Raw genomic sequence first — 24,407 nt, forward strand, 5'->3', positions numbered from 1 at the left:
ACAACTGTTTTGTTTCTGCATCATGATTTGGATCTAAAGGTGTTATTAAAGGCATAGTTTTATTTTTTAAGTTTTTAATACTAACTTTTTACTGTAAGTTTGTGTTACTATTTAAACACGTAAGTCGAAATACACATTGACTTATTGATGCAATAAACAAAAAATTATCAAGATATGGCAACAAACACAGTTACAACCGTTTGGAAAGAAAACATGCAATTTGAAAGCGACAACCCAAGTGGACATTCAATAGTAATTGACACTTCTGAAGAGCATGGAGGAAATAATACTGGGTTACGACCTAAAGCCATGATGCTTTCTTCGTTGGCAGGTTGTTCTGGTTTAGATATTGTTCCTATGTTAGAAAAAATGCGTGTGAAAATTGATGATTTTAAAATTGTTGTTACTGGTGAATTAACCGAAGAGCATCCAAAATATTATCATAAAGTTTTAGTAGATTATCATTTTTACGGAAGCGATTTAGACGAGAAAAAAATTAACAAAGCAGTAGACTTATCGATAGAAAAATACTGTGGTGTTATGGAAATGTTTAGAAAATTTGCTGATGTAACTACTGCTATTCATTTACATAACAACTAATTTATTTTCGATCAAATTGCTATGCGCTGGACACTAAAACCGCAACCAGATACCATTAAAGTAAAACAATTAGCCAAAGATTTAGCTGTAGATACTACCTTGGCTAAAATCTTGGTGCAACGCGGTATTGAAACCTTTGATGAAGCAAAGCTGTTTTTTCGTCCATCACTAAGCGATTTACACGATCCTTTTTTAATGAAGGATATGGTACTTGCAGTACAACGTATAGAAAGAGCTATTACTAACAACGAAAATATCTTGGTTTTTGGTGATTATGATGTTGACGGAACTACGGCTGTTTCTTTACTATCTTCTTACCTAAAAACAATTCACCCTAATATTGCAACCTACATTCCTGATCGTTATGAAGAAGGATATGGTGTTTCTTTTCAAGGAATTGATTTTGCTGAAGACAATGGATTTTCTCTCATCATAGCTTTAGACTGCGGTATTAAAGCTATTGATAAAGTAGATTATGCTACTGAAAAAAATATTGATTTTATTATTTGTGACCACCACAAACCTGGAAATGAAATTCCTAAAGCAGTTGCTGTTTTAAATCCTAAGCAAGTAGACTGTAACTACCCTTATGATGAGCTTTGCGGTTGTGGTGTTGGTTTTAAATTGATTCAAGCCTTAGCTTCAAAAAGAAATCAAACGATTGAAGATTTAATTCCTTATTTAGATTTAGTTGCCACCGCAATTGCCGCAGATATCGTTCCAATGACTGGTGAAAATAGAGTATTAGCGTATCACGGATTACAAGTCATCAATTCACAACCTAGAAACGGTATTAAGGCTATTATTCACCAGTTACAAAAAAAAGAACTTACCATTACTGATGTAGTTTTTATCATCGCTCCGCGAATCAATGCAGCAGGACGAATGAAACACGGAAACTATGCTGTTGAGCTATTGACCGAAATGGATTTTGATTCAGCAGTTGAGTTTGCTTCTGCTATTGAAAAATTTAATTCAGACAGGAAAGAACTGGATAGAGCAATCACACAAGAAGCTTTAGTACAAATTGAAAACAATAACGAACAAGAAAATTACACTACAGTTGTTTTTGATGAAAGCTGGCACAAAGGAGTCATTGGTATTGTAGCCTCACGTTTAACAGAAACTTACTATCGACCTACGTTGGTTTTTACTAAGAGTGGTGAAAAACTAGCAGCCTCTGCTCGTTCCGTAAAAGGATTTGATGTATATAATGCTTTGGAAGAATGTGCTGAATTTATCGAACAATTTGGTGGACATAAATATGCAGCGGGCTTAACCTTGTTACCCGAGCAATATCAAAACTTTAAAAATAAATTTGAAGAAGTAGTTAAAGCTACTATTGATAAAAACTTACTAACTCCAGAAATCACTATTGATGCTGAGATTGATTTATCAGAAATTACTCCGAAGTTTTTCCGCATCATCCAACAAATGGCTCCGTTTGGACCACAAAACATGAAACCTGTTTTTACCACAACTGCCGTTAGGGATAATGGTTACGGAAAACAAGTTGGAGCTGACAGTAATCATTTAAAATTGAATATTATTTATGGTACTGATCAAAAAACATACAATGCAATTGGGTTTGGCTTGGGAGATAAAATAACGTCAACACAAAACGAGTTTGACATTGCCTATACTTTAGATGAAAACACATGGAATGGATATACTTCTATTCAACTCATGTTAAAAGATTTGAAATAGTAAAATCCTTATTTTTTATTATTTAGAATAATTCCAAATAAACTTTTATATTTGTTATCAAATAAATATGGTTATGGACGGAATTACTAAAATATACGACAACAGCATAGGTGTTTCTTTTTACTGGGAAGAAAACAAGTCAAACTTGGTTCAATTAATATTTAGAGATGTTGGTTTTCACTTAACAGAACCAGAAATAGAATTATTCTTAGATAAAGTCACCGACTCAAAACTTCAGAGAAATTGTGGCACTTGCGAGAGAGGTAAAGACTGTAGGTCTATCCTACTTCAAACACCTTCTAACAAAATTAGTATGGCAGTTTCAGCAATTGAATTGTGGCAAATTGATGACCTTTTAAAAGGTACTTTATTTCAATTAAGAATGAACAACTATTTAAACGATATATGTAAAAATTAAAAAGGCTTGCAATTGCAAGCCTTTTCTATTATTTATCTTCTTTAATTAAGTACATGTATACTGGATAGTGATCACTGTATCCTCCTGTATATCTTCCGTAAGAAAAACTTCTAAAAGGATATCCTTTATATCGACCTTTCTTTTCAGTTAAAAATCGCTTGTTAAAAATTCCTGACTTAAACATTTTATAAGTGCTAAAGTCCTTCTTGTCTTCTTTATCAAGCAAAGGAGAAGTAAACATTATTTGATCAAATAAATTAATATTATCTCTATATCCTAACGTATTAAATCCACGACGGAACATATCTTCATACGGATTGTAAATATCTCCTTCTTTTACATTTTTCTTTTTACTCTTGGTTTGTAAAACCGATTTAAAACTAGAGTTGATAGGATCGTCGTTAAAATCACCCATAATTAACACCTTCGGATTTGGGTCATTCAACTTAATTTTTTCGATAATTTGCTTCACTTTGTAAGCCGCTTTTTCACGTAACGGTCTACTTTTAGCTTCTCCTCCTCTACGAGAAGGCCAGTGGTTTACAATAACGTGAACTAACTCATCATCTAAATAACCTGACACCAATAAAATATCTCGTGTATGAACTTTATAATTTTGATCATAAATATTTGGGTCAAAAGCCTCAAAGTGTATTGGTTTAAAATATCTTGGTTGGTATAAAAGAGCTACATCAATTCCTCTTTTATCTGGTGAATCGAAGTGGATAATGCTATAGCGTTTCTTTTTTAATCTTTCAGAAGCAACTAAATCTTCTAAAACTTTTTTGTTTTCAACTTCAGCAACCCCAAGAATTGCAGGGCTTGTGTTCGCTTTTTCTTCTCCTAATTGTGAAATTACCTCGCCAAGCTTATCTATTTTATCCCAATAAACTTCTTCTTTATCTCCCTTCATCTCCATGATAGGACTTGCTTCATCGTTTTTATCAGGATCATTTTCAGTATCAAAAAGGTTTTCTAAATTATAAAAACCTACTGTTCTTATTTTATATTTCTTTCCCTCATGTTGTGCATAAGTAGAAAAACCAACAAAAATTAAAACTAAAAGTGTAGCTATATTTCTCATTTAATAAATTTTACCCTGCAAAAATAAAACAATTTTTCATGTCTATTTTTTATTGTTTTATAATTTATTTATTAATAATACTCCCTTAACTTAAACATAATCAGAAATTTCTTAATTTTGTCACCCTTTGGTTTTTAATAGAATCAGAGGAGTTAACAAATTTAAATATTTTATAAACAATCATTTATGAGAAATTTTACGATGACAATGTTGTTGTTGTTTTTAGGCTTTACAAGCTTAAATGCGCAGAATGTTGTAAAGGGGATCGTAATAAACAGCGATTCTGAAAATCCCATGCAAGGTGTTTCTGTAAGTGTAAAAATTGCTAATGTTTCTAGTGTTACTGACGCTAGCGGAGCTTTTACATTAACTGGTTTACCAGACGGAAGACAAATTGTAACGGTATCATTAAACGGGTATGAAACCCAAAACTTTCCGGTAGAATTATCTGGAAAAGCAGTAGACTTAGGTACCATCTTCATGTACGAAGATATATCTGAAGATCAAGATTTAAGTACTATCACCATTACGGATGATGAGTTAAATGACGACACTAGTGCTGCAGATAACATTTCTGGATTACTACAAGCTTCTAGAGACGTTTATTTACGTACAGCTGCTTTCGAGTGGAGTGGTTCTTTTTACAGAGTTCGCGGTTTAGATTCTGAAAACGGTAAAGTTTTGATTAATGGTATTGAAATGAACAAGTTATACAACGGAAGACCTCAATGGAGTAACTGGGGAGGTTTAAACGATGTGTTTCGTAACCAAGAATTTAGTAATGGTTTAACACCATCTAACTATGCTTTTGGGGGAGTTTTAGGTTCTACCAACATCAACACAAGAGCTTCTGAGTACAGTGAGGGTGGACGTATTTCATACGCTTCTTCTAACAGAAGTTACAGTCATCGTTTAATGGCTACTTATACTTCTGGTTTATTAGCTAACGGATGGGCAATAGCTGCTTCTGGTAGTAGAAGAGCTGGTAACGAAGGGTATGTTGATGGTACTTTTTATGATGCTAACTCAATCTTTTTATCTATTGAAAAACAAATCAACGATGCGCACAGTTTAAATTTAACTGTTATCGCTGCTGAAAACGAGAGAGGAAAATCATCTCCAAACACTCAAGAAGTTTTTGATATTAGAGGAATTCGTTATAACTCTTACTGGGGGTATCAAAATGGAAAAATGAGAAACTCAAGAGTGAAAAGATTATACGAGCCAATTATAATGTTAAACCACTATTGGAACCTTTCTGACAACACAACCTTAAATACAAATATTGGTTATCAATTTGGTGAAATAGGAAACAGTCGTTTAGATTATAATGGCACTAACAATCCAGATCCTACATACTATAGAAAATTACCAAGTTGGTATTTATCAGACCCTGATGGACCTGATTATGAAAATGCATACAAAGCCTTAACTGGTTTCCAAAATGACGGACAAATTGACTGGAACGAATTATATTTTGGAAACGAAGGAAGTCCTGAAAATGCACGTGCTATTTTATATGAAGACAGAAATGATGATAAGCAATTAACAGCTAACATGATTTTATCTTCTGAATTAAATGAAAACATTACGTTAACAGCTAGTGCTGAATATAGAACATTAAGATCTGAAAATTTTGCTACTCCTATAGATATGTTAGGAGCAATAGGATATTTAGATGTAAATACATTTGGCAGTACTTTTGACCAACAACAAAGCAACCTATTAACTCCAAGCAGAACTATAGGATTAGGTGATCGCTTTAAGTACAACTACAACTTCGATTCTGAAGTATATGGAGGGTTTGCTCAATTACAGTTTAAATACAGTAATGTTGACTTTTACGTAGCTGGACAAGCAAACAACACTACACATCAAAGAGAAGGTTTATTCCAAAACGGATATTTCCCTACAAACTCTTACGGAAAATCTGATAAGTTAGATTTCTTTAACTACGGAGCAAAAGCTGGAGTTACTTATAAAATTTCTGGTCGTCATTTGATTGATGTAAACGGAGGTTATATTACAAAAGCACCTTCCTTACGTAACTCTTTTGCTAACTCAAGAGCAAGCAATGTAACAGTTGCTGATGTTGCTGAATTAAATAGTGAAAAGATTTTATCAGGAGATGTAAGTTATATTTTTAGAAGTCCGTTAATCACATCAAAGGTAACAGGATACTTTACCGACGTTCAAGACGCCACTGAAATTTCTTTCTTCTTTGCTGATGGTATTGGAGGTGACAACTCTGCTTTTATCCAAGAAATTTTAACAGGTATCGATAAAAGACACTTTGGTGTTGAGTTAGGTATTGAAGCACAAGTTACTTCAACAATTAAATTAAAAGGGGCGGCTAATATTGGTCAGTACACTTATAACAACAATCCAAATCTTGTTATTACTACTGAAAATGCTTCTGCTCAAGGGTTCGTTAACGGTAAAAGAGATATGGGTACTGCTTCATTAAAAGATTACAGAATTGCAGCTGGACCACAAAAAGCATACTCTTTTGGTTTTGAATATAGAGATCCAGACTATTGGTGGTTTGGAGCTACAGTTAATTACTTAGACGAAGCTTTTGTGGATGTTTCTCCTATTAGAAGAACTAGCAACTTCATTAATGAAGATGGTGACCTTTTCTTAGACTACGACCCTGTACTAGCTAGAAAACTGTTACAACAAGAGCAATTTGATGATTATTTCGTTGTAAACGCTATCGGTGGAAAATCTTGGAAAGTAGGTGATAATAAATACATCGGGTTATTTGCTAGTATAAATAACATATTCAACCAAGAATATAAAACAGGAGGTTTCGAACAAGGAAGAAATGCTAATTACCGTGAGCTACGCGACGATAACGCTAACGGAACGCCTTCTTTCGGAAACAAATACTGGTACGGTAGAGGTACTACTTATTTCTTAAACGTAAACTATAGATTCTAAAAAAACATTCAAAATGAAAAAAATAAACTTATATAAGATTTTTGCAATTTTATTTATTGCAATTTCTGTTTCATGTGTTGATAACAACGACTTTGAGTTACCAACAATGGGAGCAGACAAAGAGTACGCTAATTTAAAATCGTTAGATGAAATCATTGCTTTGTACAATGGTTCTCCAGTAGAATTTACTGATGATACTACTGTATACGGTTATGTAATTTCTGATGATAGAGAAGGTAACTTCTTTAAAGTTTTAACTATTCAAGACAAACCAGAAAACCCAACTGTAGGTTTAGAGGTAAGAATAGATGATACCAATTTAAGTGCTCGTTACAATGTAGGTAGAAAAGTTTACATCAACTTAAAAGGTCTTGCTTTAAGTAAATACTTTGCATCTTTTCAAATAGGTAGTTTAAACGGAAACAGTACTGATAGAATTGATACTAGTGAATACCTTAACCATATTGAAAGATCTACTGAAATCGTAGATATCGTACCAACTACTTTAACTATTGGTGACTTAACTGATAACCATATCAATACGTTAGTTAAAATTGAAGGTTTACAATCTCAAGAAAAAGGATTAACCTATGCTGACCCAGATCCAAATAATACTTCTTCTGTAAACAGATACTTTACAAGTTGTGAAACTTTCGAGTCTATTATTATGAGAACAAGTGGGTTTGCTACTTTTAAATCATACCCTATTCCTGATAAAAAAGGAAGTGTTACTGCTATTTTAGGAAAATTCAGTAGCGATTACCAATTATTTATTAGAGATACTAACGATGTTAACTTTACTGAAGAGTATGGTTGTGACGGTGATGCGGTAGAAAAGACATTAGCTGATGTTAAAGCCTTATACAACGGAACTGAAACTACTATTAAAGAAAACTTAAAAATAAAAGTAGTTATTACCTCTGATTTAGCTGCTGGAAACATTCATGGATTAAGTGCTTTCGCACAAGATGCATCAGCAGGTATTGCTTTACGTTTTAGTGGTGACCACAACTTAAACTTAGGTGATGAAGTAGAAATCGCTGTTGGAGGAGCCAGATTAAGCGAATACAACGATTTATTACAATTAAACATTGCTCCATCAAGCATCATTAGCTCTACAACTGTTACTTTACCTACTCCTGAGGTTATTACATTTGCTCAAGCTTTAACTGGTGATTACGAAAGTAAATTAGTTCAAATCGATGGATTACAATTCAAAGACAATACTAAAACATATAGTGGTAATAATGAGTTAATTGCTGAATGTGATGGTACTCCTTTAATAGCGTATGTTAGAAATGATGCTTCTTTTGCAAGCAATAACGTAAGCGATAAAAAAGGAACAATTACAGGAGTTATGACAGTTTTTGAAAATAAACCTCAAATCTATTTAAGAAACGAAACTGATGTAAACTTTACTGAAGATGCTACTACTTGTGGTGGTGGAGGTGGTGGTACCACAAACGTTATTTTCTTCTCTGAATTAGCTGATCCAAATAACAATCCAGCTGCAAGATTCATAGAAATATACAATGCAGGTGCAGAAAGTGTTGATTTAACAGGATGGGTAATTAGAAGATACACTAATGGTAATCCAGAGTCTACTTCATCAATAGATTTAACTGGTAGTACAATTAATGCTGGTCAGGCATTTGTAATTGCTGCGCAAACAACTGCTTTTGAGGCTGCTTTCGGTTTTGCCCCTGATTTAGCTGCTGAAACTGGAGGTCCTGCTGATTCAAATGGTGACGATAACATAGAACTAGTTGACCCAAGTGGTAATGTAGTTGATGCTTTTGGTGTACCTGGTGAGGATGGTACTGGAACAAACCATGAATTTGAAGATGGTAGAGCTAATCGTAAAGCTTCTGTTACTCAAGGAAACCCAACATATACATTTGCTGAGTGGGATATATGGAATGATTCAGGAGATGCTGGTACAACAAATGCACCTCAAGATGCTCCAGGAGCTTTTACTCCTAAAGTAAGATAATCTATCTTTCAATAAAAATTCATCAAAAACCCAAGTTTTAGAACTTGGGTTTTTTTATGCATCTTTAGCTAGTAAAATAACACCTATGTTTTCTTCTAACGATAGATTAAACCGCGCTTTTAAAAAAGCAAAAAAACTACCCTTAAACGAAGCATCTAACTATGTTTTATTTTCCGATTGCCATAGAGGCGATAATAGTTTTGCTGATGATTTTGCTCGTAATCGAAAAATATATCATTTTGCCTTATCTCAATATTTACAAAAAGATTTCACCTATATAGAACTAGGTGATGGCGATGAGTTATGGGAAAACAAATTTGTGAATATTTTTAATGCAAATAAAGATGTGTACTTATTACTTCAAAAATTTCATCTAAAAAATAAACTACATTTTATTTGGGGAAACCATGACATGAATTACCGAAAACCCAAAAATGTTAGAAAAAACCTAAGCTATTATTACGATACTATTGATGGAAAAGAAAAAGAGTTGCTCCCTAACGCTTCCTTTTCTGAAGCCATTCGATTAACTCAAGATGATGGAAAATCAATTTTCTTACTTCATGGTCATCAAGCAGATTGGTTTAATTATACCTTTTGGAAATTCAGTCGATTTTTAGTGAAGGTTTTATGGCGACCATTACAAATACACGGAATTAAAGACCCTACAAGTCCCGCTCAAAACTTTAAAGAACTTATAAAAGTAGAACTCCGATTAGAAAACTGGATAAAAGCCAATAATAACCAAATGATTGTTACAGGGCATACACACCGACCTCGATTTCCTTCTTGTGAAGAATTACCTCATTTTAATGATGGTAGCTGTGTTCATCCTAGATGCATTACTGGCTTAGAAATTGAAAACAACGAAATTACACTCATTAAATGGCATTTAGTAACCAACGATAACGGAACCATGCAAATTACACGAACCGTTTTAGAAGGGCCTGAAAAATTAGTAGAATACTTATAAACACTTTTCTATATCAAATTAACCTAAAATTTACCTTGGTAACAGTTTATTAAATTGTACTTAATATTAGAATCAGAAAAAGCCAGTAATTTTGAACTACCTCACTCTTGAGGCGTACAGTCATTATAAATTATTAGTTTTTGTCGACTATTTATCTGACTTACATAATACTGCCTTGCATAAAGGCAGTTTTTTTAATATTCAGTTAACACTTATTTAACATTAGAGCTAGTTATTTGCCGCGACAAAAACTAATAACTAAATCTAATGAACTGTAAAACAGCACTTACAATTGTAAGTATGTTTGTGTTATCTTATACACATGCTCAACAAACAAATGCCCCTAAATTTGGAAAAGGCTTATTTAATTTAACAGGAAAAGACAGTACTTGGTCTATGAACATGAGTGCTAGAATGCAATTTTTAGCAACTGCTGAATGGGATTCTAACAAAGAAGGATTATACAATCCATCATCTTCAATGCTAGTTAGAAGAGCTCGCTTAAAATTTAAAGGATTTGCTTTTTCTCCAAAATTAAAGTACAAATTGGAAATAGGGATGTCTAATAACGATATTAGTGGAGCTTCTGAACACACTGGTAATGCTCCAAGATATATTTTAGACGCAGTGCTAAAGTGGAACTTTCACCAAAATTTCGAGCTTTGGTTTGGGCAAACTAAGTTACCAGGAAACCGTGAGCGTATTATTTCTTCAGCAGACATGCAGTTAGTAGATCGTTCTTTATTAAACAAACGTTTTAATATTGACCGAGATATGGGTATGCAATTACGCCACCATTTTAATCTATCAGATAAATTTGTGGTTAGAGAAGCCCTAGCAATTTCACAAGGTGAAGGAAGAAATATTACTGTTGGAAATCTAGGAGGCCACCAATATACAGCGCACCTTGAATTTTTACCTTTCGGATTATTTGAAGGAAATGGAGATTATAAAGGAGGCGATTTAAAAAGAGAAAAAACACCGAAGTTAGCTATCGGTATGAGTTATGATTTTAACAACAATGCGGTAAAAACAAGAAGTAACCAAGGTTCATATATGGTAAATGATGAAGGTTACTACGAAACAAACATTTCAACCTTCTTTGTTGATGCCATGTTTAAATACAAAGGATTCTCTTTTATGGGAGAATATGCTTACAGAGATGCTGAAGACCCAATTGCAAAAAACTCTGACGGAACTCCAACTGGTGATGTGGTACAAGTAGGTAGCGCATTAAACCTTCAATCAGGATATTTATTTGACAAAAACTGGGAAGTATCTGGACGTTACACCAATGTTTCATTAGATAAAAACATTGTAGGAAAAGGGGTAGAAAACCAATATACATTAGGATTATCGAAATATATAGTAGGACATAAATTAAAAGTACAAACCGATGTTAGCTACCTAGATATACCTACGGAAACCAATCATTTTATGTACCGATTACAAGTAGATATTCACCTATAAATGATAACATAAACATAACATAAGAGCATTCTTGTGTAACTAAATTTGCAAAACTTAATTAAAAACTAAAAAATGGGAGATCCATATATTTTGATGCTAGTCGCACTAGCTGTTTTAGCTATCGTCGACTTAGTTGTGGGAGTTAGTAACGATGCTGTTAACTTTTTAAATTCAGCCATCGGTTCTAAAGCAATTAAAGTAAGAAATATTATGATAATTGCGAGTGTTGGGGTTTTTATGGGAGCCGTAACATCAAGTGGTATGATGGAAGTTGCTCGTAAAGGAATTTTCAATCCTAACATGTTCATGTTCCAAGACATCATGTTTATTTTCATGGCAGTAATGATTACCGATATTTTATTACTAGATATCTTTAACTCATTAGGAATGCCAACCTCAACAACGGTTTCTATCGTATTTGAATTATTAGGAGCAGCTGTATGTATTTCATTAATCAAAATTGCTGCAAACGACTCTCAATCTATTTCAGATATTTGGAACTACATCAACCATAAAAAAGCGGTTGAAATTATAAACGGAATATTACTATCCGTAGTAGTTGCTTTCTCTGTTGGAGCTATTGTTCAGTTCGTTTCTCGTTTAATTTATTCATTTAATTTTGAGAAAAGACCTACCTATATAAATTCATTATTTGGTGGTTTTGCTATTACAGCAATTACTTATTTTATCATTATTAAAGGTATGAAAGGAACTCCTTTTTATGGTGATATAAAACATTTAATTGAAGGAAACACCTTACTTATTATTGCTGGAAGTTTTGCTTTTTGGAGTGCTATTTCGCATGCTTTAATTCAATTCTTTAAGGTTAATATCTTAAAATTAATCATTGGTATTGGTACTTTCTCATTAGCAATGGCGTTCTCTGGTAACGACTTAGTAAACTTTATTGGTGTACCAATCGCTGCATGGAACTCTTACCAAGCTTGGGAAATATCTGGAGTTGCTCCTGATGCTTTCTCTATGGGAATTTTAGCTAAAAAAGTACCTTCTAACGTTTGGTTATTATTATTAGCAGGAGCTATTATGGTAGTTACTTTATGGACTTCGAGTAAGGCTAGAGAAGTAATTAAAACCGGTATCGATTTATCTCGTCAAGGTGATGGACATGAAAAGTTTCAACCAAACCCTTTATCAAGAATCGTAGTAAGAAGTGCTATGGGTATCAATGCTGCTATCAGCTATATTGTTCCTCAAAAAACATTAACTTATATTGACACTAAATTTCAAAAACCAGTAATAGAATTACCTAAAGACAAAACGTATGAAATGCCAGCTTTCGACTTAGTTAGAGCTGCTGTTAACTTAATTGTTGCGGGTATCTTAATTTCTATTGCAACTTCTATGAAATTACCTTTATCAACTACTTATGTAACTTTTATGGTAGCAATGGGTACCTCTTTAGCTGATAGAGCTTGGGGACGTGAAAGTGCTGTATATAGAGTTGCTGGTGTTATCAACGTAATTGGAGGATGGTTCTTAACAGCTATTACTGCTTTTGCTACTGCTGCATTAGTTGCTTACTTAATTAGCTGGGATAAAGTAATGATTCCTGTATTGTTATTAGTTGTTGCTCTTTTAATTGGAAGAAACACGTTACAACACAGAAAGAAATCTAAGCAAGAGAAGAAGCAAGTACACATGGAAAGAGCAGAATTAATTACTATTAATGGAGTAATTGAAGAAAGTTCTGACCACATTGCTGAAGTTGCGCAACGTATTAACAAACTATATTCAAGCGTTGTGAAAGATCTAGCTACGCACGATTTAGTAAAGTTGCGTAAAACAGATAAGCACGTTACGAAACTAAACGATGAAATTGATAATTTAAAAGATGGTGTATTCTACTTTATTAAGTCATTAGACGATACTTCTGTGCAAGCAAGTAGATTCTACATCTTAATTTTAGGTTATTTACAAGACGTAGCACAATCGATTAGCTATATTTCTAGAGCTACATACAAACACGTAAACAACAACCATAAAAACCTTAAAAAAGGACAAATTAAAGACTTAAAGAGCATCGATAATACTCTTTCTAAATTATTAGAAGATATTAGCGAAACTTTTGAAAACAGAAGTTTTGACAACTTAGAGCATATCATTAATGAGAAGAAAGAATTATTAAAAGATGTTTCTCAATCTATTGAAAAACAAGTAGACCGTATTAGAACTGATGAAACGAGTCCGAAAAACACTACATTATACTTTAGTATTTTAATCGAGACCCAAGATTTAGTTTCTGGTTTAATGAGTTTATTAGAAACATACGAAGAGTTTCACGTCAGTACAAAATCTGCTGAAATAGACGCTTAACAAATAAAAAAACCGAGTTACTAAGTAACTCGGTTTTTTTATTTGTTTTATTTTTTAACCTAACTAGCTTCTTTTCATTGGTCTCATTAACCCTTCTTGAGCAACCGAAGCTATTAATTCTCCGTCTCTAGTATAAATATTTCCCGTTGCAAAACCTCTAGCTCCGAAAGCATTTGGACTCTCAATTGAAAACAACATCCAATCATCTAAATTAAAATCACGGTAAAACCACATTGAGTGATCTAAACTAGCCAGTTGAGTATTTCCAAAATTAGCAACACTAGCATTCGGATTTAAACATGCTGATAAAATATTGTAGTCGGAAATATAAGTAAGTATTTGCTGCTTTATTCCTAAAGGTAAATCTTTCGCATCTCCTTTCAACTTAAACCAAACATCAACCACAGGGGGTAAATCTTTACGATCTAACGGATTTACTATTTGCACAGGTTTAAAATCTATAGGTCTTTCAATACTTAAAAAATCTTTCATTTTTTGAGGTAGAAAAGCTCCAAATTGATCTAACACATCTGTCCAACTCAACAACTCTTCCGGTTGTTTTATGTCTTTTTTTATTGGTTTTTGATGTTCAAACCCTTCTTCTTCTTTATGAAATGAACAAGACAAAATAAAAATAGTTTTATCTTCTTGATGGGCCGTAACTCTTCTGGTTGAAAAACTGCCACCATCACGAATAGCTTGTACATTGTATGTTATGGGTAACTCTAAATTTCCCGCTTCTAAAAAATACGAGTGTAGTGAATGCAAAATACGCTCTTTAGGTGTTGTTCTATACGCTGCATTTAAGGCCTGAGCTAGTACTTGACCTCCAAAAACATTTGGACTTCCTATATCTCTACTTACTCCATTAAAATTACCTTCACCTAAATCGTCAAGAGTAAGTATATTTAATAATTCTTCTGTGTTTTTCATGTCTTAATTACAATAAAGAGAGTTAATTCTTTATACTTTTATTTTAAAAAGGCTTTATTAACCTAAGTTTTGTTGACTGAATTTTGTTCAAAAATAAGCTTTAAAATATGATTTCGAATACTATCAAACTACATGACTAAAAATTACTTGTACTCTTACAACTCATTATCCACCTTTTCTAGTATCTTTTTACTAATAAAAAAACAATATTGGGATTTATACCACTCCTTTATTCCAAACAGGTACTTTTAAAAACCTACTTATTTTTACCATATCACTTAACAAATATTCTTTATCACCATGGTTTAATAAGTTATGACGTTCGCCCTTTTGTGTAACTAAATTTACCTCGTAACAATAATAGCCTCCTGACTTATTTCCTTCTACAAATTTTGACAATACTTGTAATGCATATACTTGTTGAAAAGGAATTATTTCACCATCTACCAACACTTTTCTTTTATGTGAGTTTAGTTGTACTTTAGAACCAAATGAAAATAGTAAGAACATACCCACTAATAAAAACGGTCCGCCTGACGTAAAAAAGATTTTTCCTCCATGCATAAATGTTAAAGGCTCTTTAGAAAACTCGAAAAACTCGACATAAGACCAAGCTACATAGTTTAATCCCATTAAAAAGAAACTCCACGCTACAAACTTTAAATAAGAGCTAGAAGTTACTTTATAACCAAAAGCTGTTTTTCGTAAACGTTCACTCAAAAAATTACTTCCTGAACTTTTAACGGCATTCCAAGAAATATGTTGTCCTATAGCATCGGTTGTAAAATCACCAAAAGAAAATTCTATTTGTTTATTATTTGACGAGTTTTTCTTTCTTTTTGCCCAATAACTAGAACCAAACATACCAACAAACATAAAAGCTAATACGGCTAACATTCCTCCTGTTTTATAGTAAGTGTATCGCTCTCTTGCAATACCCGTTTTTTGAATTGGAACACTAATTTCTAGGCGTTTAATATTATTTAAATCTCTTCTTGTAGGATTAGTAAGCTGTTGTAGCGAGTCTAGTTCTCGAACACTTTGTTGCACCTTCATTTCTCTTTTGTGAAATGCGTCATACATATTTTGCAGCTGTGGAAGTGCTACAAAAATGAAGATTCCGATTGGAATTATTGCAAAAATCCAAGAATTGTTAAGGGATACTTTTTTCATATTTTATTTTTTTTGGAAAGCAAATTTGAGAAAATTTTTTGGTTTCTCAGCATAAAAAAAGAAGCCTCTACATTTTCATGTAAAGGCTTTTAATTAATAGTATTTTGGGGTATTACTTACAAAAAGGAACTGTAAAAACTCCTTCAACTGAATTATCAGAAGTAGAATTCGCTTTTATTTTTACTGTAACTTCATTGTCTGTAATTTTTACTACCTCAACAATTCCTTGGAAATAATTTAAAGGAGTAACTCCCTTTTTATTGAAAACTACGTTTATATCATTGTACGTTCCTACCTCAGGTTTTACATAAGTAGATACTTCTAATTCGTAATCAAAAATATCTGAACTACAGTCTGCTTGAATATTGGTAATATGTACTGAAATCTCATTATCTCCAGACGTAAATGATTGACCTCCTTCAGCTGTAAAACTTGTTCCAAATACTTTTCCTGATAATTTCGTGTTTGCGATTCCTGCTGGATCATTATCGCTATCAGAACAACTTACTAGTGTTAAAGTTAAACACACCAAAAATGCATAGCTAATTTTAAAAATCTTTTTCATTTGTTAAAAGTTTAATTTGTTTTATCGTGAGCGAATATAGTTAAAAAACAAAACCCCACAAACAAATTAACTGTCTATGGGATTTAAATTTTTATAACGTGAATTTACCCTACAATATTGATAATTTTACCAGGAACGATAATCACTTTCTTTGGTTCTCTTCCTTGTAATTGTACTTGTGTTTTTTCGTGTTCCATTACCGTTTTTTCAATTTCTTCTTTACTCATATCTAACGGTAATTCTAAGGTAAAACGCATTTTACCATTGAAAGATACCGGGTAGTTCTTAGAGCTCTCCACTAAATGTTTTTCTTCAAATTTTGGAAAAGCTACGGTTGCAATAGACTCATCATGTCCTAACTGACTCCATAATTCTTCTGCAATATGAGGAGCATACGGAGAAATTAATACTAACAATGGCTCTAAAATAGCTCGTTTGTTACATTTTAACGCTATTAACTCATTTACCGCAATCATAAAAGTAGAAACTGATGTGTTGAACGAGAAGTTCTCGATATCTTCTTCTACTTTCTTAATCGTTTTATGTAAGGTTTTTAATTCTTCTTTAGTTGGCTCTTCGTCTGAAACGTTGATACCATTTTCGTCAGCAAATAATTTCCATAATTTCTTAAGGAAAGAATAAACTCCTGAAATACCTGAAGTTTTCCAAGGCTTGGTTTGCTCTAACGGACCTAAGAACATTTCAAATAAACGCAAACTATCCGCTCCGTATTCTTCACAAATTAAATCTGGGTTTACTACGTTGTACTTTGATTTTGACATTTTTTCAACCTCACGCAAAACTTTGAAAGTTCCATCTCCTTCATAAATGAATTCTGCATCTTTAAATTCAGGTCTCCAATTCTTAAAAGCTTCTGTATCTAATTCATCAGAAGTATTAACCATACTAACATCAACATGAATATATCTACCTCCAGTTCTTGAAATTTCGTCTTCAGTCAACCCTTTTTTAAGAAGTTTAGATTTATACTCATCCCATTTTGGGTGCTGATCAGTCAAGTTATTTGGACCTTGAATCAAACTAACAGTTTCAAAAAGATTTAAACCTTTTCCTTCTAAAGTTACTTCATACACAAAAGCACTCGTTCCTAAAATCATTCCTTGGTTGATGAGTTTTTTAGCAAATTCATCCACAGGTAACAATCCTCTATCAAACAAGAATTTTTGCCAAAAACGCGCATATAATAGGTGTCCTGTTGCATGTTCAGAACCTCCAATATATAAGTCTACTTCTTTCCAATAGTCAACCGCTTCTTTGCTTACAAATTCTCCTTCATTATTCGAGTCCATATAACGGTTAAAATACCAAGAGCTTCCTGCCCACCCTGGCATTGTGTTTAACTCCAAAGGAAATACAGTTTCATTATCTATTAACTCATTACTCACTACTCTATTCTCAATACTATTCCACGCCCAAACCTCAGCGTTTCCTAATGGTGGTTTTCCGTCTTCAGTAGGTAAGTATTTCTCTACTTCCGGTAATACGATTGGTAAATGCTTTGCATCAATCATTTGAGGCATTCCATCTTTATAGTATACTGGGAATGGTTCTCCCCAATAACGTTGACGACTGAATACTGCATCTCGTAAACGATAGTTTATTTTTCCGTAACCAAATCCACGTTTTTCTAATTCGTAGATTACAGTTTTCATTCCTTTCTTATAGTTTAAACCATCTAAGAAATCAGAATTGGCTAATTTGATTCCGTCTTTAGCATCATTTGCTTTTTCAGAAATATCAACATCTGCAAAAATATTTGGAATCTCTAATCCGAAGTGTTTTGCAAAATCGTAATCACGTTGGTCACCACATGGTACCGCCATAACAGCCCCTGTACCGTAACTTGCTAATACATAATCACCAATCCAAATTGGTACTTGTTTTCCTGTAAACGGATGCAATGCATACGCACCCGTAAACACTCCTGAAATGGTTTTTACATCTGCCATACGATCGCGCTCTGAACGTTTTGCTGTAGCTTCAACATAAGCTTCTACCGCTTCTTTTTGCTCAGCAGTTGTAATTTGTGCTACTAAATCATGCTCTGGAGCTAAGGTCATAAAAGACACTCCAAAAATAGTATCAGGACGTGTAGTAAACACATCAATTTTAGCATCATGCCCATCCACATCAAAAGAAACCATTGCCCCTTGTGAACGACCAATCCAATTGGTTTGGCTATCTTTTAACGGTTGTGGCCAATCGATAGTTTCTAAACCATCTAATAAACGTTGTGCATACGCAGAAATTCGCATAGACCATTGGGTCATTTTTTTACGAATTACTGGATGTCCTCCACGTTCTGAAACTCCGTTTACAATTTCATCGTTAGCTAATACTGTTCCTAAAGCTGGACACCAGTTTACCTCAGTATCAGATAAGAATGTTAAACGGTATTGTAATAATATTTCTTGTTGTTTTGTTGCTGAGAAGTTCTTCCACTCTTCCGCAGAAAAAACAGTAATATCTTCATCAGAAACGGCATTTACATTCGCGTTCCCTTCTGCTTCAAATTTAGCTACCAAGGTTGCAATATCTTCTGCTTTATCAGTATCTTTATTATACCAAGAGTTGAATAGTTGAATAAAAATCCACTGTGTCCATTTGTAGTACTCAGGGTTCGAAGTACGAACTTCGCGAGACCAATCAAATGAAAACCCAATATTGTCTAACTGACGACGATAGGTTTTGATATTCGTTTCAGTAGTAATAGCTGGATGTTGCCCTGTTTGAATCGCATATTGTTCTGCAGGTAATCCAAAAGAATCATATCCTTGTGGATGCAATACATTAAACCCCTTATGACGCTTGTAACGTGCATAAATATCAGATGCGATATATCCTAACGGATGCCCTACGTGTAATCCTGCTCCTGATGGATAAGGAAACATGTCTAACACATAATATTTTGGTTTATCAGAATTATTTTTAGCTTTAAATGTACCTTGATCTGCCCAGTACTTTTGCCACTTTTTTTCTATCTCTTGGTGATTGTATTGCATTTGTAATCGCTTGTTTTAAAGGATGCAAATTTACAATTATCGTTTGGATGTGAAAAGCTATAAAAACAAAAAGGCTTCATTAGTACAAAACCAATGAAGCCTTTTATTTGTTTTAAATAAGTTTTACCCTTTAACCGGTACAGTAACTACAACGTTACCCCAACCTAAATACATATTAAACTCATCTTCTTCACCATCAAAAGCGATTGAAAAAGCTTCAATATTTTCGTTTGCTCTAGAAACTTTTCCTGTAACACGTACTACATCGTCTGATTCGTTGTAAGAATAAGCTCCCCAAACATTTTTAGCAGTATTTAAAATAACCGTCCATTCTTTGTCTCCTGGAATGGTAAATAACGAGTATGTTCCTGCTTTTACTTCTTTTCCTCCAAAGTTTACATCTTTGTAAAAAGTAATTTCTGGGGCTTCATTTGCTCCTGTTCTCCATACTTTACCTGCAACTGCTAAACGAGATACTGGCCTTCTTTTTAACTGAGGACGACTATAAATAATTTTTACTTTTTTATCTGAATTTCTGTAACTACTTGGGTATGTAGCTGCATCCATCGGACTTTTATCTAAGTTCGAGAAATCTTGAGCTACAACTTCGTTAGAGAACACTAGAGCTACAGCAAATACAATAATTGAGAAAATTGATTTTTTCATTTTTAAATTTTTAGTTAATAATTGGGAGATTTGTCTCCAAATTTAAGTAACCTTACTCGAAAATTAAAATTTATACTGTAAGAATGCCGTAAAGTTTCTTCCTGGCTCATGAATTCTTACCATTGGCAAATCTGCTTGGTTTTTATATGAAAAGTTTAAGTGGTTGATATAATTCTCATCAAACACATTTAAACAAGCTACCCCTAACGTAAAATTTTTAAACGGTTTTACCCCTAATTTTATATCAAAAGTTTGGTAACCTTCTGTTTCAGTTTCACCAAAAGAAGGAGCTATATCTTTTTGAGTTGACACTACATTATACTGCGCTTTTGCCCAATACTTTTCTTTGTCTACTCCCATAGAAATTTTTGAAGTGAAAGGCGGATTCAACGGCAACGACTCATCAAAATCTTTGTTTTCTGTTTTTACATAAGCTACTTCTGTTTGAAAATAATAATCATTAAACATTTGCAACTTTGCAGCTACTTCAAATCCAATTTTTCTAGCATCTTCAATATTGGTAAACACTTTTGTAAACTCTGGTTTTTGATTTGGCATAAATTTTCTTGGAATGGTTGGATCGACCACTGCTGAAATATAATCTTCAAAAATTGAGTAGAACGCCGATGTTTGATAATGTAATTGCAAGTTGTTATTCAATCCTAGCTTTCCTTTTAATCCTAACTCAAATTGGTTATTTACTTCTGGTCTCAACATCGGGTTTCCTATATATTCATACGAATCTGAACCAATCGTAAAATGATTGATATAACGCTCAGCCATGTTTGCAGTTCGTACTCCTCTACCAAATGCGGCTTCTAAAATTGCTTTTTTAGAAAATGCGTGCTTTACCGAAATGTTACCACTCACATTGGTTTCGTTTGTTTTTACAACAGGATATCTTGCCGCAAAATCTGCTTCTAAATCTTTGGCGTTAGCACTTACTAAATCTACTCGAACACCTGTAGTTAATATAGTTTTAGGTGCCAGGTTAAATTTTGCTTCAGAAAACACTCCGAAATCATTAATATAAGCATCTTGCCAAATCTTATCCACTTTAACCATTGGTGTTGGCAACATCATACCATTCATCATTTTAATAGTACGTGTGCGATTTCCTTCTCTTTGTATATGGTTAACATCACTTCCTATAAACAAATCAAGGTTTTTGTGTAAATCTAACTCAAACTCTATTTTACCTCCTATAGTAGTTGATTCTACTGGTGATGAAGCAAAAACCATGTGATAATTCGGACGATTTGTATTCGTCATTAAATGATCCACGTAACTGTAAAAACCTTTGGTGGTAATTGTTTTTAAGGTGCTACCTATATTTATTGCTTTGTAATCTAACGATACAATTGTACTGTTATCATAATCGGTATCCATTGGTAAAGCAGCATGTTTTATGTCTCTACCAAACGATTGACGCCAGTGCGCTTGCAAACGTTGATGTTCAGTAAGGTTGTACCCTAACTTTACTCCATAATCGGTACTAGTGAATGATGATGGAATCTCAGTACCACTTCCGTCTTTATAATCTCCAAAGTTTCGGTAGCCTACATTTCCTACCACATCAAACTTATTGGTAACATGTTGTAATTGTAACATGTTTACAAATGAATTTCCATTGGTTTCATATCCTGCTGAAAATTTTCCGTGGAATCCGTTTTCTAACATGTTATGATTTTCTGTCACCATATTTACGATACCTCCAAAAGTTGCTCCATATCGTACCGTAAAAGGCCCTTTGATGATTTCAATTTTTGAAATTTCTTCTGGAATAATGTGTGTAGTAATCGGATCCATTCTATTCGGACAAGCATTTACTGCTTTTGTACCTCCATCGTACATCACATTTAACTGCTCGTAGGCAGCTCCTCTAAATGTTGGATCCATTGCATAGTTTCCTCTTTTTATCACCGAAAACCCGTTGATTTCAGAAAATAAATCTGCTACATTTTTAGGTTGAATTACCTTTTTTTGATAATCATTTTTAACGGTAGCATGAACAGGATTTGTTTTTATTTTTCCTTCAACGATTACTTCGTTTAACTGTATAGTTTCTTGTTTAACTGTGTCTTTTTTTTGTTCTTGAGCAGACATAGCTATTGTGCAGATGCTAAGAAGCATCCATCCTAAATTTTTCATTAAAATTGAATTTAATTTTTACATAATTGTATAGCAACACCTATCAATTCAAAAAACTTTTGAATTGTTTACGATGTAAAAAACTGTATGAAAAAATTAAACTGTAGGAGGGTGAAATACTTCCTGATTAAATAAGTAGTAATAGTTTTTCTTATAAGAAAATGATTCTTTTTCTTTTACAAATAGCTTATCGTCTACATCAACATTTAAAATAGAAACAAACCCTATCGGATATTCTTCCATTGAAATTCGCAACGATTTAAAATCATCATCTTGTTGTTGTTCAAGCTCCATCATTAGCTGGCATTTACCATTACAGTTTAACTCTGGTTTATCTTTGTTAATACACAAAACTTTTGAGATATAATCGTAATTTATTGCATACTCTACAAAAGGAGCTATGGGGCGTAACATGGCTATCATGTACAATGCAACAAAAAAATATATGCTAAGTTTTTTCAACAAGAAAAAGGGGCTTTTTTTACTTACGCAAATATACGACTATCCCCACTGATTACCAATAACAAAAAACACGATTTTTTTCTTTATTTTAATTTATTCTAAATAAAAAACTTATATTTGCACGGATTTTACGAAAAGATAATGATTGTTTTTTATACTGAAACCAAGAAAGTTACCTCTATTGCCCCTGTAAAAAAACTGCAGGAAGTTACAATTTGCAATTCAGTTTGTTCTAGCAACTGTATTAAACCTAAAAGTAAATGTTGTAATAAGTACCAAAAGAAAGGCATTAATTGTAAAAGATGCCCTTTAACATTCGATTTTAAAGCTGTTTCTTAAAAATTTTCCCTTTGTTTATAAATGCAAAAAGCCCTTGGTAGATTTTCTATCAAGGGCTTTTTAAATTGTATTTTTATTGCTTATGCTACTTTTAATAAAAAGTAATTCTTTTTACCTCTTTGTAATAACACATACTTATCAGCAATTAAATCTTTTGAAGTAATTACGAAATCTTCACTTACTTTTTCTTTATTTACCGATATTGAATTTTCTTTTAAAGCTCTTCTAGCATCTCCATTAGACTTTAAGAAACCTGTTTTAGCTGCTAAAGCTGAAATCATATCTAACCCTTCAGAAACATCTTCAGAAGTTACCTCAGCTTGTGGTACACCATCGAACACATCTAAAAAGGTTTGTTCATCTAAGTTTTTTAAATCGTCAGCTGTTGAATTTCCAAATAAAATATTAGAAGCAGCAATCGCTTTATCTAACTCTTCTTTAGAGTGCACAAACGTTGTTACTTCTTCAGCTAACTTCTTTTGTAATGCTCTTTGGTGTGGTGCTTCTTTATGTTCAGCAATTAAAGCATCAATAGTTTCTTTATCTAAAAACGTAAATATTTTAATATACTTTTCAGCATCTTCATCCGAAGTATTTAACCAAAACTGGTAAAACTTGTATACTGATGTTTTATCGGCATCTAACCAAACATTTCCTCCTTCAGATTTTCCGAATTTAGAACCGTCTGCTTTAGTAATTAACGGACATGTAGCAGCAAATACTTTTGCTTCTTCACCAGGAGTCATTCTACGAACTAATTCTGTACCTGTGGTAATATTACCCCATTGGTCAGAACCTCCCATTTGTAATTTACAGTTTAAGGTTTTATATAAATGATAGAAATCGTACCCTTGAATTAGTTGATAGGTAAACTCTGTAAAACTCATTCCGTTACCTGCTTCTCCTGTAATACGCTTTTTTACAGAATCTTTTGCCATCATGTAGTTTACAGTGATTCTCTTTCCAACATCACGTACAAATTCGATAAATGAAAAATCTTTCATCCAATCATAATTGTTTACCAATAAAGGAGTGTTTTTAGCTCCGTTATCAAAATTTAAAAAGCGACCTAAGGTTCTTTTTAAACCTTCAACGTTTTTTGCTAAAGCTTCTTCATTTAATAAATTACGCTCATCAGATTTTCCTGTTGGATCACCGATCATACCAGTCGCACCTCCTACTAAAGCTACTGGCTGATGCCCTGCTTTTTCAATGTGAACTAATAAAATAATTGGAACTAAACTACCAATGTGTAACGAATCTGCAGTTGGATCAAAACCAATATAAACCGAGGTCATTTCCTTTTGAAGTTGTTCTTCGGTTCCTGGCATAATGTCGTGAATCATTCCACGCCATTGTAATTCTTCTACTAAATTCTTGGTCATTTTATTCTATTTTTAAAGACGCAAAGATAAGTTTATCAACCAAAATAAACTAAATTCGCTGTATGATTTTAGTTACAGGAGGAACAGGTTTAGTAGGCTCACATTTATTATATTATTTAAGCCAAAAAAACGATACAATTCGAGCTATTTTTAGAACAGAAGAAAAGCGTGATCACGTTAAAAAAATC

The 24,407-nt window shown here is 33.1% G+C and carries 18 protein-coding genes; 9 read left to right on the forward strand and 9 right to left on the reverse strand.

Annotated elements, in window-relative coordinates; genetic code table 11:
• Positions 1 to 174 precede the first annotated feature (174 nt).
• From OU788_RS07960 to OU788_RS07970, 3 genes are all read left to right on the forward strand, one after another.
• Positions 175 to 600 (forward strand): OsmC family protein, encoded by a 426-nt coding sequence (locus OU788_RS07960; protein ID WP_120186037.1) that lies wholly within the window; start codon positions 175 to 177, stop codon positions 598 to 600.
• Between the two features lie 21 nt (positions 601 to 621).
• The gene (gene recJ, locus OU788_RS07965; RefSeq protein ID WP_274634681.1) at positions 622 to 2,307 is read left to right on the forward strand and encodes a single-stranded-DNA-specific exonuclease RecJ; all 1,686 of its coding nucleotides are present in this window, start codon (positions 622 to 624) and stop codon (positions 2,305 to 2,307) included.
• A gap of 73 nt (positions 2,308 to 2,380) precedes the next feature.
• Positions 2,381 to 2,725, forward strand: a complete 345-nt coding sequence (locus OU788_RS07970; RefSeq protein WP_274634682.1) for a hypothetical protein — start codon at positions 2,381 to 2,383, stop codon at positions 2,723 to 2,725.
• 28 nt (positions 2,726 to 2,753) lie between these two features.
• On the opposite strand, the gene OU788_RS07975 is transcribed toward OU788_RS07970, so the two are convergent.
• A complete protein-coding gene (locus tag OU788_RS07975; protein WP_274634683.1) occupies positions 2,754 to 3,809 on the reverse strand; it encodes an endonuclease/exonuclease/phosphatase family protein in 1,056 nt (351 codons plus the stop codon).
• Between the two features lie 186 nt (positions 3,810 to 3,995).
• On the opposite strand from OU788_RS07975, the gene OU788_RS07980 reads away from it, so the two are divergent.
• From OU788_RS07980 to OU788_RS08000, 5 genes are all read left to right on the forward strand, one after another.
• Positions 3,996 to 6,752: a carboxypeptidase-like regulatory domain-containing protein gene (locus OU788_RS07980; protein WP_274634684.1), complete on the forward strand. Its 2,757-nt coding sequence runs from the start codon at positions 3,996 to 3,998 to the stop codon at positions 6,750 to 6,752.
• A 13-nt stretch (positions 6,753 to 6,765) separates the two neighbouring features.
• The gene (locus OU788_RS07985; RefSeq protein WP_274634685.1) at positions 6,766 to 8,745 is read left to right on the forward strand and encodes a DUF5689 domain-containing protein; all 1,980 of its coding nucleotides are present in this window, start codon (positions 6,766 to 6,768) and stop codon (positions 8,743 to 8,745) included.
• An 85-nt stretch (positions 8,746 to 8,830) separates the two neighbouring features.
• Positions 8,831 to 9,718 carry a metallophosphoesterase gene (locus tag OU788_RS07990; protein WP_274634686.1) on the forward strand — a complete coding sequence of 296 codons (888 nt, stop codon included), beginning with the start codon at positions 8,831 to 8,833 and terminating at the stop codon, positions 9,716 to 9,718.
• A 267-nt stretch (positions 9,719 to 9,985) separates the two neighbouring features.
• Entirely contained in the window at positions 9,986 to 11,188 is a 1,203-nt protein-coding gene (locus OU788_RS07995; RefSeq protein ID WP_274634687.1) for a porin, read from the forward strand.
• Positions 11,189 to 11,260: 72 nt separating this feature from the next.
• On the forward strand, positions 11,261 to 13,522 hold the full coding sequence (locus tag OU788_RS08000; RefSeq protein ID WP_274634688.1) for an inorganic phosphate transporter: 2,262 nt from the start codon (positions 11,261 to 11,263) through the stop codon (positions 13,520 to 13,522).
• A 63-nt stretch (positions 13,523 to 13,585) separates the two neighbouring features.
• Here the strand turns inward: OU788_RS08000 and OU788_RS08005 are convergent, their stop codons facing one another.
• The 8 genes from OU788_RS08005 to tyrS form a co-directional block, all read right to left on the reverse strand.
• A complete protein-coding gene (locus OU788_RS08005) occupies positions 13,586 to 14,455 on the reverse strand; it encodes an acyl-CoA thioesterase (RefSeq protein ID WP_274634689.1) in 870 nt (289 codons plus the stop codon).
• A 216-nt stretch (positions 14,456 to 14,671) separates the two neighbouring features.
• Positions 14,672 to 15,628: a hypothetical protein gene (locus tag OU788_RS08010; protein ID WP_274634690.1), complete on the reverse strand. Its 957-nt coding sequence runs from the start codon at positions 15,626 to 15,628 to the stop codon at positions 14,672 to 14,674.
• 112 nt (positions 15,629 to 15,740) lie between these two features.
• On the reverse strand, positions 15,741 to 16,193 hold the full coding sequence (locus OU788_RS08015; protein ID WP_274634691.1) for a hypothetical protein: 453 nt from the start codon (positions 16,191 to 16,193) through the stop codon (positions 15,741 to 15,743).
• 104 nt (positions 16,194 to 16,297) lie between these two features.
• Positions 16,298 to 19,216 (reverse strand): leucine--tRNA ligase, encoded by a 2,919-nt coding sequence (locus OU788_RS08020; protein WP_274634692.1) that lies wholly within the window; start codon positions 19,214 to 19,216, stop codon positions 16,298 to 16,300.
• A gap of 123 nt (positions 19,217 to 19,339) precedes the next feature.
• Positions 19,340 to 19,882: a DUF2911 domain-containing protein gene (locus OU788_RS08025; protein ID WP_274634693.1), complete on the reverse strand. Its 543-nt coding sequence runs from the start codon at positions 19,880 to 19,882 to the stop codon at positions 19,340 to 19,342.
• Positions 19,883 to 19,945: 63 nt separating this feature from the next.
• Positions 19,946 to 22,033 (reverse strand): TonB-dependent receptor domain-containing protein, encoded by a 2,088-nt coding sequence (locus OU788_RS08030; protein ID WP_274634694.1) that lies wholly within the window; start codon positions 22,031 to 22,033, stop codon positions 19,946 to 19,948.
• Between the two features lie 96 nt (positions 22,034 to 22,129).
• Entirely contained in the window at positions 22,130 to 22,495 is a 366-nt protein-coding gene (locus tag OU788_RS08035; RefSeq protein ID WP_274634695.1) for a hypothetical protein, read from the reverse strand.
• Between the two features lie 419 nt (positions 22,496 to 22,914).
• A complete protein-coding gene (gene tyrS, locus OU788_RS08040; protein ID WP_274634696.1) occupies positions 22,915 to 24,219 on the reverse strand; it encodes a tyrosine--tRNA ligase in 1,305 nt (434 codons plus the stop codon).
• Between the two features lie 62 nt (positions 24,220 to 24,281).
• Here tyrS and OU788_RS08045 point away from each other — a divergent pair.
• On the forward strand, positions 24,282 to 24,407 hold a 126-nt coding region (locus OU788_RS08045; RefSeq protein WP_274634697.1), incomplete at its 3' end, for an NAD-dependent epimerase/dehydratase family protein.

Source organism: Tenacibaculum sp. L6 (assembly GCF_028823685.1).
Classification (GTDB): Bacteria; Bacteroidota; Bacteroidia; order Flavobacteriales; family Flavobacteriaceae; genus Polaribacter.

What these genes read in the sequence shown, in the direction of transcription:
- OU788_RS07960 (WP_120186037.1), top strand. Translation starts at nt 175, where the DNA reads ATGGCAACAAACACAGTTACAACCGTTTGGAAAGAAAACATGCAATTT.
- recJ (WP_274634681.1), top strand. Translation starts at nt 622, where the DNA reads ATGCGCTGGACACTAAAACCGCAACCAGATACCATTAAAGTAAAACAA.
- OU788_RS07970 (WP_274634682.1), top strand. Translation starts at nt 2,381, where the DNA reads ATGGACGGAATTACTAAAATATACGACAACAGCATAGGTGTTTCTTTT.
- OU788_RS07975 (WP_274634683.1), bottom strand. Translation starts at nt 3,809, where the DNA reads ATGAGAAATATAGCTACACTTTTAGTTTTAATTTTTGTTGGTTTTTCT.
- OU788_RS07980 (WP_274634684.1), top strand. Translation starts at nt 3,996, where the DNA reads ATGAGAAATTTTACGATGACAATGTTGTTGTTGTTTTTAGGCTTTACA.
- OU788_RS07985 (WP_274634685.1), top strand. Translation starts at nt 6,766, where the DNA reads ATGAAAAAAATAAACTTATATAAGATTTTTGCAATTTTATTTATTGCA.
- OU788_RS07990 (WP_274634686.1), top strand. Translation starts at nt 8,831, where the DNA reads ATGTTTTCTTCTAACGATAGATTAAACCGCGCTTTTAAAAAAGCAAAA.
- OU788_RS07995 (WP_274634687.1), top strand. Translation starts at nt 9,986, where the DNA reads ATGAACTGTAAAACAGCACTTACAATTGTAAGTATGTTTGTGTTATCT.
- OU788_RS08000 (WP_274634688.1), top strand. Translation starts at nt 11,261, where the DNA reads ATGGGAGATCCATATATTTTGATGCTAGTCGCACTAGCTGTTTTAGCT.
- OU788_RS08005 (WP_274634689.1), bottom strand. Translation starts at nt 14,455, where the DNA reads ATGAAAAACACAGAAGAATTATTAAATATACTTACTCTTGACGATTTA.
- OU788_RS08010 (WP_274634690.1), bottom strand. Translation starts at nt 15,628, where the DNA reads ATGAAAAAAGTATCCCTTAACAATTCTTGGATTTTTGCAATAATTCCA.
- OU788_RS08015 (WP_274634691.1), bottom strand. Translation starts at nt 16,193, where the DNA reads ATGAAAAAGATTTTTAAAATTAGCTATGCATTTTTGGTGTGTTTAACT.
- OU788_RS08020 (WP_274634692.1), bottom strand. Translation starts at nt 19,216, where the DNA reads ATGCAATACAATCACCAAGAGATAGAAAAAAAGTGGCAAAAGTACTGG.
- OU788_RS08025 (WP_274634693.1), bottom strand. Translation starts at nt 19,882, where the DNA reads ATGAAAAAATCAATTTTCTCAATTATTGTATTTGCTGTAGCTCTAGTG.
- OU788_RS08030 (WP_274634694.1), bottom strand. Translation starts at nt 22,033, where the DNA reads ATGAAAAATTTAGGATGGATGCTTCTTAGCATCTGCACAATAGCTATG.
- tyrS (WP_274634696.1), bottom strand. Translation starts at nt 24,219, where the DNA reads ATGACCAAGAATTTAGTAGAAGAATTACAATGGCGTGGAATGATTCAC.